The 13075-nt window shown below is 61.9% G+C and carries 5 protein-coding genes; 4 read left to right on the forward strand and 1 reads right to left on the reverse strand.

Annotated elements, in window-relative coordinates:
* Positions 1–6: 6 nt before the first annotated feature.
* Positions 7–912: a cation diffusion facilitator family transporter gene (locus VSR82_RS24740; RefSeq protein WP_368582321.1), complete on the forward strand. Its 906-nt coding sequence runs from the start codon at positions 7–9 to the stop codon at positions 910–912.
* An 87-nt stretch (positions 913–999) separates the two neighbouring features.
* Here VSR82_RS24740 and VSR82_RS24745 read toward each other — a convergent pair whose 3' ends face one another.
* Positions 1000–1980 (reverse strand): aldo/keto reductase, encoded by a 981-nt coding sequence (locus tag VSR82_RS24745; protein WP_152851549.1) that lies wholly within the window; start codon positions 1978–1980, stop codon positions 1000–1002.
* A gap of 340 nt (positions 1981–2320) precedes the next feature.
* Between VSR82_RS24745 and VSR82_RS24750 the strand changes: the two genes are divergently transcribed.
* The 3 genes from VSR82_RS24750 (at position 2321) to VSR82_RS24760 (ending at position 13024) form a co-directional block, all read left to right on the forward strand.
* Positions 2321–10498 carry a hemagglutinin repeat-containing protein gene (locus VSR82_RS24750; RefSeq protein ID WP_429455810.1) on the forward strand — a complete coding sequence of 2726 codons (8178 nt, stop codon included), beginning with the start codon at positions 2321–2323 and terminating at the stop codon, positions 10496–10498.
* A gap of 233 nt (positions 10499–10731) precedes the next feature.
* Positions 10732–11178 (forward strand): hypothetical protein, encoded by a 447-nt coding sequence (locus VSR82_RS24755; protein ID WP_176379325.1) that lies wholly within the window; start codon positions 10732–10734, stop codon positions 11176–11178.
* An 88-nt stretch (positions 11179–11266) separates the two neighbouring features.
* On the forward strand, positions 11267–13024 hold the full coding sequence (locus VSR82_RS24760) for a ShlB/FhaC/HecB family hemolysin secretion/activation protein (protein WP_429455809.1): 1758 nt from the start codon (positions 11267–11269) through the stop codon (positions 13022–13024).
* Positions 13025–13075: the final 51 nt, after the last annotated feature.

Below are 13075 nucleotides of genomic sequence, written 5' to 3' on the forward strand. Positions count from 1 at the left end.
CCGCAGATGAAAGAAGAATCGCCGAAAGCCATTTTCTACGCACTCGCCGCCAACCTCGGCATCGCCGTCTGCAAGTTCGCCGCGGCGTCGTTCACCGGCTCCGGCTCAATGTTCGCCGAAGCGATTCACTCCACCGCCGACTGCGGCAATCAACTGCTGCTGCTTTTCGGGCTGCGCGAGGCGCGCAAGCCGGTGAGCCCTTTGCATCCGATGGGCAGCGGCCGCGAAATCAACTTCTATTCGCTGCTGGTTGCGTTGCTGCTGTTTTTCGTCGGCGGCGCGTTTTCGGTGTATGAGGGCGTGCATCGGCTGATTGCGCGCGAGCCGTTGCAGTATGCGTTCGTCGCGTTGGCGGTGCTCGGTGTGTCGGTGGTGCTCGAAGCGCTATCGCTGTGGGGTGCGATCAAGGAGATTCGCAAGACGTATCCGGATAAAAACCTGTGGCAGTGGTTTCGCGAGACGCGCGAATCGGATCTGCTGGTCGTGGCCGGCGAAGATATCGCCGCGCTCTTCGGTCTCGCGATCGCCTTCGTCGCGGTGCTATTGACGATGATGACCGGCAACCCCGTGTATGACGCGCTCGGCTCGGTCGGAGTCGGTCTCTTGCTGATGACGATCGCGTGGCTCGTCGCGCGTGAAGTGAAGTCGATGATCGTCGGCGAGTCGGCGAGCCCGGAAGTGCGCAGCGCCATCGACGCGCATCTGCGCGCGCGTCCGGAGATTCGCAGCGTCATCAATATGATCACGCTGCAGTGGGGACGTCACGTGGTGGTGGCGGTGCAGGCGGAAATGATCGACTATGCGAGCGGCCGCGCGATGGTCGATGCGATCAATGTTATCGAGGCCGACTTGCAGGCCGCGTTTCCTCAGGTGCGCTGGGTGTTCTTCGAACCTGACGTGCCGCGTAATTGAATTGACGAAGAGGAGGCGAAACGGCCTGCGCTGCGATCGCAGGCCGTTCCGGCTGTGCAAATTGGGCTCCTGTATGCGTCGAAGCGCTTATTTGAACCCTGCCACCGCATGCGGCACATACAGTTCTTCGAGCCGCTGAATCTCTTCGCCGCTGAGCTTCAACGACAGCGCCGCGACCGCATCGTCGAGATGATGCAGCTTGGTCGCACCGACGATCGGCGCGGTAATCGGCTTCTTCTGCAGCACCCACGCTAGCGCAACCTGCGCGCGCGGCACGCCGCGCTCTTTCGCGATCTCGCTGACCCGCTCGACGATACGCCGATCCGCTTCCTGCGTCTGCGCGTACAGCGTGCGGCCGAACTCGTCGGTTTCCGAGCGTGCGCTCTCGGTGTCCCAGTCGCGCGTCAAGCGTCCGCGTGCAAGCGGGCTCCACGGAATCACGCCGATGCCTTCGCTCTCGCACAGCGGCAGCATTTCGCGCTCTTCCTCGCGATACAGCAGATTCACGTAGTTCTGCATCGTCACGAAGCGGGTCCAGCCATTGCGCTCGGCCACCTGCAGCGCCTTGGCAAACTGCCATGCGTACATCGACGACGCGCCGATATAGCGCGCCTTGCCGGCCTTCACGACGTCGTGCAGCGCTTCCATCGTTTCTTCGATCGGCGTACCGTAGTCCCAGCGATGAATCTGATACAGGTCGACATAGTCGGTACCGAGCCGCCGCAGGCTGTGATCGATCTCCGCCATGATCGCCTTGCGCGATAGCCCCGCGCCGTTCGGACCCGGATGCATGCGGCTATTGACCTTGGTGGCGAGCACGATCTCATCGCGTTTCGCAAAGTCCTTCAGCGCACGGCCGACGATTTCCTCGCTGGTGCCGTCCGAGTAGACGTTGGCGGTATCGAAGAAGTTGATGCCGTGATCGAGTGCCTGCTTGATGAATGGCCGCGCGGCTTCGTCGTCGAGCGTCCAGGTATGCGTGCCGCGCGAGGGCACGCCATAACTCATACAGCCGAGACAGAGACGCGATACATCGAGGCCGGTGCGGCCGAGTTTCACATAATCCATCGTGTTGCTCTCCTATGGTGAAGCGCACAAACCCGCTGCGAGGGAAAGACCTTCGATTATAGGGAAACGACGGCAAGCGCGTCGTCGCGGGCCGCGGCCGCTTTCGATCGCTTCAATGCAAATGGCGAGTGCCGTGAACGACAGTCAAGAAAAGCCTACAAAGTCGTGGATTTGATGAGGCGTTGGAATCACTGGAAAAGCGGTAGACAACTGCGATCGTTAAATATCGACAAATTCAGAATAGTTCAGAATTGTCTCGTAGTCTTCATTTGCTCTCCTTGATAACCTTTTGATGGCGTTGCATTGCGCAGGGCTTCATCGGGGATCACAGGTATAGGCAATGAATAACCGTTGTTATCGGCTTGTGTTCAGCAAGCTTCGGGGTATGCTCGTCGCCGTTGCGGAGACTGCAAGCGGACATGGGAATGCCCGTTCCGGTGAGGCCGACGCAGCGGTCGCGCTGCCATCCCTCACGCTGTTCGCGATGCGTCACGCGGCCTTCGCGGTGCTGGTGCTCGCCGGATTCGCTCCCGCTCTCTCGGATGCGCAGATCGTGCCATCGGGCGCGCACGCGCCGAATGTCATCCAGACGCAGAATGGTCTGCCACAGGTAGACATCAACCGTCCGTCTTCCGCTGGTGTATCCGTCAATACATACGGACAGTTCGACGTACAGAAAAACGGCGCCATTCTCAATAACTCGCCGTCTATCACGAACACACAACTCGCAGGCCAGGTGAACGGTAACGCGAATCTTTCGCCAGGCCAGTCCGCGCGGATCATTCTCAACCAGGTCAACAGCAATTCGCCCAGTCAGCTGCGCGGCTTTCTTGAGGTGGCCGGGAGCAAGGCCGAGGTCGTCATCTCAAACGGATCGGGCATCATAGTTGACGGCGGCGGCTTCATCAATACCACGCGCGGCGTTCTCACCACCGGTACACCGATACTCGATGCGGGCGGCAACCTGAGCGGCTTAAACGTGACTGGCGGCCTCATTACAGTCGAAGGCGCGGGTCTCAATAACCCGGATATCGACCGGGTGGACCTCATCGCGCGCGCGGTGCAGGCCAACGCTGCCATTTACGCGAACAACCTGAACGTCGTTACGGGCGCGAATCAGGTCAATCACGATACGCTCGCCGCTACCCCGATTGCAGGCGATGGTGCCGCGCCAGGTGTGTCGATCGACGTGAGTCAGCTTGGCGGAATGTACGCGCAACGTATCGTGCTGGCCAGCAATGAATACGGTGTCGGGGTGTCCAATGCGGGCGCGATCGCCGCCCAGGCGGGTGACCTGACGCTCACGACGCAGGGCAAGCTGGTTCTCACCGGCAAGACAACCGCGAGCGGCAATCTTGCGGTGTCAGCGGCGGGCGATGTGCAGAACAGCGGCTCGACCTACGCGCAGCAGAACCTGAGCCTCAGTGCGGGCAACCTCACCTCGACCGGCACGCTGGGTGCCGGGATCAACGCCGACGGGATTGCCGGTCAAAGCGGCGATCTGAACCTGAGCGCATCCGGTATCCTGTCCGCGACCGGCCAGAACCTCGCGGGTGGCCGCGCATCGCTTCAGGGGGCGTCACTCAATCTCGCCGGTAGCAGCACGCTAGCAAACGACGACATTGCGTTGACGGCAACGGGCGGCGACCTGAACACATCAGGCGCAACGGTGACGACCGGCGGTTCGCTCAATGCCACGGCGACGGGTGCGCTCTCCAACGTGCAGGGGCAACTCTCTGCGACGGATATCGCGGTGTCCGGGGCATCCATCGACAACACCTCGGGCCTGATCGACGGCGACCAGTTGCGCGTATCGAGCACGGGTGCGCTCATCAACCGTGACGGCACGATCCAGCAGACGGGTGCCACTGACCAGACAATCACCGTGGGCGGCGCGCTGGATAACACGGGCGGCACGATTGCCTCCAACGCGCAGCACCTCACGGTGAGCGCGCAGTCGATCACGAACGACAGCGGCAAGGTTGCGCACGCGGGTACAGGCACGCTGGCCGTGAGTTCGGCAGGCGCACTCTCCAACGTTGGCGGCCAGATTGCGACGAACGGCGCGCTGCAGACCGCAGCGGCCTCGCTCGACAATACGGGTGGCAGGCTCGCCGCGCAGCAGGCCGCGAGCATCGCCGCCGCCAGCGGCATCGTCAACCGCGACGCCGGGCAGATTTACGGCGACGCGGGCCTCACGGTTTCCACCCAGGGCGATTTCGACAACTCGGGCGGCTCGGCACAGAGCGGTGCAGACCTGACGCTCGACGCGTGCGGCAGGATCATCAACGCGGGCGGTGTGATTGCCGCGAACGGCGCGGCCGGGACGCTCGCCGTTGCGGGTTCGGACATTGACAACACGTCCGGCTCGATCACGAACGCGGGAACCGGACAGACCACTCTCAGCGCTGCCGGCACGATCACGAACACCGCGGGCGGGCTGGGCGGTAACGGCGATGTACAGGCTAACGCGCAGAACCTCGTGAACCGCTCAGGCGGGCAGCTGGTGGCGGGCGGCGCCGCCACGCTTGCCATCACGGATACGGTCGATAACACGGCTGGCACGCTCTATGGCGGCACGGCGCTGAACCTGAACCAGCCCGCCGCGACGCTCATCAATGATGGCGGCGCCATCGAGAGCGCGCAGGACGTGTCGCTGCGGGTGGCGTCCATGTCGAACGCAGGCGGCGCGGTGCGCGCCAATCGCGACATCGGCATGAGCGGTACGCTCGCGGGCGACGGCGGGATGACGGCGGGCCGTGACCTCACGCTGGCCCTCGAAGGCGACTTCGCGAGCAATGCCGCAACCTCCCTGCATGCGGACAACAACCTGGCACTCGGTGTTGGCGGCACGTTCACGAACACCGCTGCACTGGAAGCAGGCAACGCGCTGACGGTGAGCGCGGCCAATGTCGTTAATGCGGCCGGCGCGGACATGAATTCGGCGGCGACCACCGTCAATGCCACCGGCGACATCGCGAACGCAGGCACGATCGAGGGCGATGCGGTCACGACAAACAGCGCGAGCCTGAACAACACGGGCGCGGTGATTGGGAACAGCGTCATCGTCAACGCCACCGACGTGACCAATGAGGGCGCGCAGGCGGTTATCGCGGGGGCATCGTTCCTTGGAGTCTACGCGGGCAGTTCGCTGACGAACGCGGACGGCGCCCTGATCTACAGCGGCGGGAACCTGGAACTGGCGCGCGACAATGCGCGCGACTCCACGGGTCTGCTCGCGAACCAGACCGGCATCATCACGAACAGCGCGGCCAGCATCCAGGCGGCGGGCGATATCGACGTGGCCGCGCACACGCTCACGAACCAGCGCACGGGCGTTCAGACTGAAGCCGGGACGCCTGTCACGACCGAGGGGCCAACGCTGACGCTGTGGACGATGGGCATGCCGGTTGACGAGGTCGCCAGCTACCACAGCGCGATCTATGAGCAGTGGATTTTCAGCGGCACAGGGGCCATCGGTGGGCAGGTCATCGGCAAGCTGGCCAAGCCACTGGTCGTGACGTTGCCTGCTTCGCAGGTGACCAGCATCGACGCTACCAGCCAGACGTTCTCGCTCACTACGCCACTGACGGATACCTACAGGGTGTGCCCGACCACCTACTGTGTCGCGGACCCGCAGACCCGCACCATTACCAATAATGCGGTGCAGTATTACCAGAGTCTGACGCAGAACAGCGACGGTACGGTCACGATCGCTTTCTATCCGGACTTCGATCCGGCGAAGAACATCGCACCGGACCAGGTCAGGATCAATACGTCGATTGGCGACGACAGCCACGATTACGTTGAACTGAGCCGCACCTCCACCATCACCACCGTGACCGACCAGCTTCTGAACCCCGGCACGGCGGCGACGATCCAGGCGCAGGGTTCGATCCGCGTCAACGCGGACGGCGGCACGATCAACAACGACTCGTCCACGATGGCCGCAGGCGGGGACCTCGTGCGCCGCGCGACGGGCGGCTCGGTAAACGATACGGGCATCCTGTTGCAGCAGACCGGCACGCAAACAGATGTCTCGACCTACTACTGGCACGCAAAAATCAGCGACAGCAACGACACGAAGACTGATATCAAAGATGACGCGGTGCCGCTGCCGTCCACCACGGTTGCCTCGCTGCCTGCAATCGCGACGGCCAACCAGACCGTCCAGACCGACGCACAGGACATTACCATCGGCTCGGTGGATCGCGTCGGGCAGACTGTTACCGGCGCAGGCGTGTCCGGCGGTGACGCAACCGGCACCCAACTGGGTAGTGCCAGCGCCTCGGGTAACCGCCCGCAGACGCTCGGTGCGGGTCTGAAGCTTCCGGCCAGCGCGCTGTACACGTTTCAGAGCGCACCCGGCGCGCCCTATCTCGTCGTCACCGATCCGCGCCTGACGAGCTATTCGAAGTTCATTTCAAGCGACTACATGCTCGCCCAGCTCGGCCTGAATCCGCAGGTGATCGAGAAGCGTCTCGGTGACGGCATGTATGAGCAGCAACTGGTGATGGAACAGGTCACGCAACTGACCGGGCGCACGTTCCTCAGGTCTTACACCAGCAACCTGGACGAATACACGGCGCTGCTGAACAATGGCGTGTCGTATGCGAAGGCGTTTGACCTCACGGTGGGCGTCGGGCTGACCGCTGCCCAGATGGCGCAGCTGACCACCGACATGGTGTGGCTGGTGAGCCAGACCGTCACACTGCCGGACGGCTCGCAGCAGACGGTACTGGTACCCCAGGTTTATCTCGCGAAGTCCAGCACCGTTGATCTTCAGGGCAGCGGTGCGCTGGTGGCCGGTAACCGCGTGAACCTGAACGCGACCGGCGATGTGACGAACAGCGCCCACGTCGCAGGTGACGTGGCGACCACGGTCATCGGCAACAACATCGTGAACCGGGGCGTGATCGGAAGCGGCGGCGCGACGACGGTCGCCGCCGTGCAGGATGTGACGAACATCGGCGGTCGCATTGGCGGCGTCGATACGGTAGTCAGCGCAGGCCGCGATATCGTCAACCAGAGCACAACCGCCCAGGCCGCGGTAACGGGTGGCAACGCCGGCTTCACTTCGAGCGCAACCGGCATGGCGGTCCAGTCGGTGGGCACGATTTCGGCATCGGACAGTGCGACCGTCATGGCGGGCCGGGACGTGACCATGAGCGGCGCAGCGATCCAGACCGGGGGTGATGCGACCATCGCGGCGGGTCGCGATATCAACGTGGGCACCACGACGCTTACGGCCACCCAGGATGCGGGAACCACTGACGGCCTGAATGGCTACCACAGCACCACCACAACCAGCGTTGGCAGCACGATCACGACCGGCGGTAACCTCACCACCGTCTCGGGCAACAATGCGACGCTGACCGGTGCGCACGTTCAGGCGGGCGGCGATGCGACGATGGTGGCGGGTGGCGACCTGACGGTGACTGCGGCGAAGGACACCGCCACGTATACCGGCCAGTCGATGGGCGGCAAACTCGCGCACCACAAGGATTCGACCTACGACGAAACCGCCCAGGGCAGCAGCATCAACGCGGGCGGCACCGTTGCGCTGGCGGCGGGCCAGGGCGGAACGGGCAACCTCTCGGTTCTCGGCTCATCGGTGAGCACGGGCGGTGTCAACGGCGCGACCCGTGGCGGTGTCATCCTGCAATCGACTGGCGATATCACGGTCGGCGCGGTGACGGAAACTCACGATGCGGATCACTGGTCGCAGACGAACCATTCGAATGCGCTGTCGAGCAACAAGATCACCGACACGTCCACCTCGCATACGGTGCTATCGGTCGGTTCGACCGTATCGGGCGATACCGTGGCGGCCAGTGCGGCGCACGACCTGAACATCAACGGGTCCACCGTTGCGTCAACGAACGACATGACGCTCGCGGCGGGCCACGACCTCAATATCACGACCACCCAGGATACGAGCGAGCGCAGCACGCTTCACGAGGAGCAGGCTTCGGGCTTCGGCGCGATGAGTGGCGGCGGCGCGAGCATCAACTACGGCACGCGCGAGCAGAAGGACACCACGCACGACAGCACCGTCACCAACAACGGCAGTCTGGTCGGCAGCACGAACGGCAGCGTGACGATGGCGGCGGGCAACGACCTGCATGTCACGGGCAGTGCCGTGCTGGCCGCCCAGGACGTCACGGGCATGGCGGCCAACGTCATCATCGACGCGGCGACGAATACGTCACACCACGACGAAACGCAGGAGATGAAGCAGAGCGGCTTCACGCTGGGCCTGTCCGGCAGCGTGGGCGATGCGATCAACAGCGCTGTCCAGCAGGGGCAGAGCCTTGCGAGCGGCAACAGCGACGGGCGCGCAACGGCGCTGCATGCCATCGCGGCGGGCGGTAACGCTGGCATGGCCGTGTCAGGGGCCAAGGCGCTGGCCGATGGCGCCAAGGGTCCGAATGCGCCGAGCATCGGCGCGCAACTGAGTTTCGGTTCCAGTCAGAGCAGGAATACGTTCAACGAGGACCAGACGACGCATGCCGGCTCGACAGTCCAGGCAGGTGGCACGACCACGTTTGTTGCAACGGGTGACGGAACCGCGGGCTCGGGCAACATCACGATTGCCGGTTCGAACGTGAGCGCGAATGACGTGGTGCTGGCCGCCAGGAATCAGGTCAATCTGCTCAATTCGACCGATACCGATATCACCGCCAGCACGAACAAGTCGAGCAGCGCGAGCGTCGGCGTGTCCTACGGCACGCAGGGCTTCGGCGTGTCGGCGTCGATGTCAAATGCGCATGGCGACGCGAACAGCGACGCAACGATGCAGAACAATTCGCACGTGAGCGGGGCGAACAGCGTCACGATCGTGAGCGGCGGCGATACAAACATCATCGGCTCGAATGTGAGCGGTGGTGCGGTCACGGCCAACGTTGGCGGCAACCTGAACGTTGAAAGCGTGCAGGATACGACCGTGAGCACCGCGCATCAGAGCAGTGTCAGCGGCGGCTTCAGCGTCAGCCAGGGCGGCGGCAGCGCGAGTTTCAGCGCACAGAATGGCCACGGGGATTCGAGCTATGCCCAGGTGAATGAGCAGGCGGGTATCCAGGCGGGTGATGGCGGTTTCAACATCAACGTCAACGGCAACACGGACCTGAAGGGTGCGGTGATTGCGAGCGACGCCGATGCGTCGAAGAACAGTCTGACGACGGGCACGCTGACGTTCAGCGATATCGAGAACCAGTCGCACTACAGCGCGTCGAGCAACGGTATCAGCGCGGGCGTGGGCGTAGGCAACACCGGCAAGGCGACGGGTCCGGGTTCTGTTAGTGGCGCACCCGGCGTTACGCCGATGATCTCGCAGAACGAGAATGGCGACGAAAGCGCCACCACGCGCAGTGCTGTGAGCGCGGGTGCGATCAATATCACGGACGGCGCGAAGCAGACGCAGGATGTGGCGAGCCTCAGCCGCGACACGACGGATACCAACGGGACGGTCTCGAAAACGCCGGACGTGAACGACATCCTGAACCAGCAGGCGGACACGATGGCGGCGGCGCAGGCGGCAGGCCAGGTAGTCGCGCTGGGTATTGGCGCATATGCTGAAGCGAAAGAGCAAGCGGCAAAGGACGCGGGTGACGCAGCCGCAGCCGCAGCATGGGCCGAGGGTGGCGACAATCGCGCGCTGTTACACGCGGCCGGCGGCGCGCTGATTGGTGGCCTCGGCGGCGGCAGCACGTTCGGGGCTATCGGTGGTGCTGCCGGGGCGGGCCTGTCGTCGAAATTTGCGCCCCAACTGGAAGGCATTTCGAAGGGGGTAGCATCTGAAACTGGATCGGATCTGCTGGGCAACCTCGCTGCGAATGTGACGGCGGGTGTAGGTGGCGCGCTGGTGGGCGGTACGGCGGGCGCGGCTACTGGATCGGCGGTCGAGTTGTACAACCAGATGAACCATCAGAAAAAGGACCTGGTATCGCAGGCGTGCGGAGCGGGAGCGCAGTGCAGTGACGCAACGCTGAATGCGGCGATTCAAGCGCAAGGTGCCAATGCAGATACGGCATCCGCCAATATGAAGACAGGTGCGCTTTACGGTGTGCCCGCTGCTGTGGTCATTGCGCTTGGGCCGGAAGCGGTAACTGCGGCGCTTCTTGCGGGGGGATTTGACTACGCGGGAAGTTACTATAACTTTAAGAATGTGCCGGGTAGCGACGCACCAAACATCACCAACTCGTATTTAGCTGGAATGGTGGGTGGTCTGAGTACCCCACTTGCGATAGGTGGCGCTGCCATTGCTGGATTAGGAAGGTTCGGAAAAATTGGTGCGAATGGCTATAACGCTGCAGTGAGCGGTGTTGGCGCTTTTGGGGTTGCCGGAATGACAGGAAATAACCCAGATGCCGCTGCAGCAGGAGCTACAATTTCTTCGGCTCTGGGTTCTGGGGCGAAAGCAGCCCTACCTGCTCCACTGGGCAGCGTTTTGAATCAAGCAATTCAAGGCGCAGCAGGTCCTATTCAGACGGCCATTCAAAATAGGTTATCGAAATGATGAAAAATGAATGGCGAAAGCTATTGCGATTGTACATAAAAGCGTATCTATCCTTGGCGGGAATTGTAGCGGCTTTTTTAGGGGTCTCTATTGTGCAGGGGGCAGGATGGAGGCCGGCTTTGGCTGGGATGCCTCTTTATGTAACCTTGTTTATTGCGATCTCGTTCAAGTTGATCCGAGACATCTTCAAGCTGAAGAGGCTGGGGTCTCAGCGACAAGATGAAGGATAAGGAATGGATAAGAGTTCGATGCTGGAAGCATTTAGGCGCGCAGTGCCACGGACCCGCCGGAGAGGGCTGTTCTTTCTTCATATAGCGGTTGTTTTGGTGGCAATGGCCCGACTTCGGGGAGAGAGCTGGAATGCAGCGCTCGTAAAGGCGATACTTGTCGCCATAACGTTTGTTGCTCTGTTTGTTTTCGAAACGTATAACGAGAAACAAGCAATTTCTGGAAAGCCAAGACTCGATAGTGGGCAACTATGGAAGCGCTTCTTCGTTGTGTGCGCAGTGCTATCGGTGATTTATATTGGGGTGGCTGTAGGTTTGGCGGTGCTCGCGGGCAATCCAGATGGATTGCAGGAACTATTTCCTATTTATTTTCTAACTTTGGCTTGCTGTTCCGTCGTCTTATTTTGGGAGTTTAAGCATCTCAGCGACGGTGGAGGCGACACCTCAACTTGATATTGCTTGCGTCCAAACATCAGAGGGCGCTTTTTAACAATAGAGTATCGCCTGACTGGCAGCTCAGTCGCCTATCCAAAAAAACCGCATGAAAATCCGCAAAAGGCTGGCGGCATTGCCGCTCACAGCCGTGATAACGCTCGCCCACGCGCAGCAGACGCCGATGCCCACACCAGCGGACAAAGCAGCAGCGGCACGCGCGAACGCCGAGCAGAACCAGCAGGTCGAGCAGCAACGCAATGCACAGGAACGCAACGCCACTGTCAATGCGCCTTCAGTGCGTTCGACAGCTGAGCGCGCCTCGGGCTGGCCTGAACTGCCAGCTGAAACGCCGTGCTTCGACATCGATGTGTTGGTGCTAGACGTTCCTGCAACGCTGTCTGATGCAGTGCGCTCGCAAGGCGCATCCGCATTGCCGCTTGACCGCTTTGCGTTCGCCCGCGAATGGCTCGACCATTACCGGGGGCAATGCGTCGGCAAGGCGGGACTCGACACGCTCACCAAGGGACTGCAACAGGCCATCCTGAGCCGTGGCTACATCACCACGCGCGTCTTGCTGCCCGAACAGCATCTTTCAACCGGGACGCTGAAGTTCGCACTGGTGCCGGGTGTGATCGGGCAGGTTCGCTTTGCCGATCCTGCCACGCGCGGCACATGGAAGTCGGCATTCCCGACGCGAGATGGCAACCTGCTGAACCTGCGCGACCTCGAGCAGGGACTCGAACAGATGAAGCGCGTCAGCAGTCAGGACGTGGACATGAAAATCGAACCCACGGAGGTACCTGGCGAAAGCGATGTTGTCGTGACGGTAAATCGGACCAAGCCGTGGACGGTGGTCGCTTCGGTGGACAACTCGGGCACGCGGGCCACCGGCAAGCTGCAGGGCAACCTGAGCCTGGGTATCGACAACCCGCTCGGGCTGAATGACATTTTCAACGTCGGCGTGAGTCAGGACCTCGAATTTGGCGACAAAGGTCTCGGCTCGCACGGATGGAACGGCTTCTATTCCGTTCCGTGGGGTTACTGGACCGGCACGCTGTCAGCCTATACGAACACGTACTACCAGCAGATCGCGGGCCTCAACACGACTTTCGTGTCGAGCGGCAATTCGCAGACGGTCGATTTCAAACTGGCGCGTGTCCTCATGCGCAGCCAGAACAACGTACTCGGCGTGCAGTTCCGGCTGACGAAGCGCTTTGGCGAGAGCTTCATCGAAGATACCGATATTCCGCAGCAGCATCGCAACAACACCTTCATCGAGGCGGCGCTAACTGACCGTCATTACTTCGGCGCGTCGCAGTTCGACGGCAGTCTCGCGTACCGTCAGGGTGTGGGCGGACTTGGGGCGACACCAGACTTCTACGAGAATGGTCCGACTTACCGCTTCCGCATGGCTGTGCTCGACGCGAACCTGTCGGCGCCGTTCCAGATCGCGAACCAGCCGCTACGCTACGTGACAAGCGTTCACGGCCAGTTCACCAACAACACGCTCAACTATATCGATGACCTGACCATTGGCAGCCGCTACACGGTGCGCGGCTTCGACGGCGAAACGATGCTGGCCGCCGAGCGCGGTTTCTTCTGGCGCAATGAGCTTCAGGTACCAATCGGCTCGACGGGTCAATCTGTGTACGCAGGTATCGACTACGGCCACGTGTTCGGGCCGAACGCCGCATTTCTCGTCGGTACACAACTGGCGAGTGCGGTGATCGGTGTGCGCGGCAGCGCATCGGCAAAGTTAGGTGCGCTCGCCTATGACCTCTTCGCGGGTACGCCGATCTATAAACCGTCGGGCTTTTCAACTTCGCGGGTCACCCTGGGTTTCCAGGTGACCGCGCAATTCTGATATTCGCCCCGCCGACGCTATCCGGGTTTTCGGCATTTCAACAAAAAGGAA

This window comes from Burkholderia sp. JPY481, from assembly GCF_038900515.1.
Classification (GTDB): Bacteria; Pseudomonadota; Gammaproteobacteria; order Burkholderiales; family Burkholderiaceae; genus Paraburkholderia; species Paraburkholderia youngii.

Excerpts from the sequence above, each read along its gene's own strand:
- VSR82_RS24740 (WP_368582321.1), top strand. The coding sequence starts at position 7 with ATGAAAGAAGAATCGCCGAAAGCCATTTTCTACGCACTCGCCGCCAAC.
- VSR82_RS24745 (WP_152851549.1), bottom strand. The coding sequence starts at position 1,980 with ATGGATTATGTGAAACTCGGCCGCACCGGCCTCGATGTATCGCGTCTC.
- VSR82_RS24750 (WP_429455810.1), top strand. The coding sequence starts at position 2,321 with ATGAATAACCGTTGTTATCGGCTTGTGTTCAGCAAGCTTCGGGGTATG.
- VSR82_RS24755 (WP_176379325.1), top strand. The coding sequence starts at position 10,732 with ATGGATAAGAGTTCGATGCTGGAAGCATTTAGGCGCGCAGTGCCACGG.
- VSR82_RS24760 (WP_429455809.1), top strand. The coding sequence starts at position 11,267 with ATGAAAATCCGCAAAAGGCTGGCGGCATTGCCGCTCACAGCCGTGATA.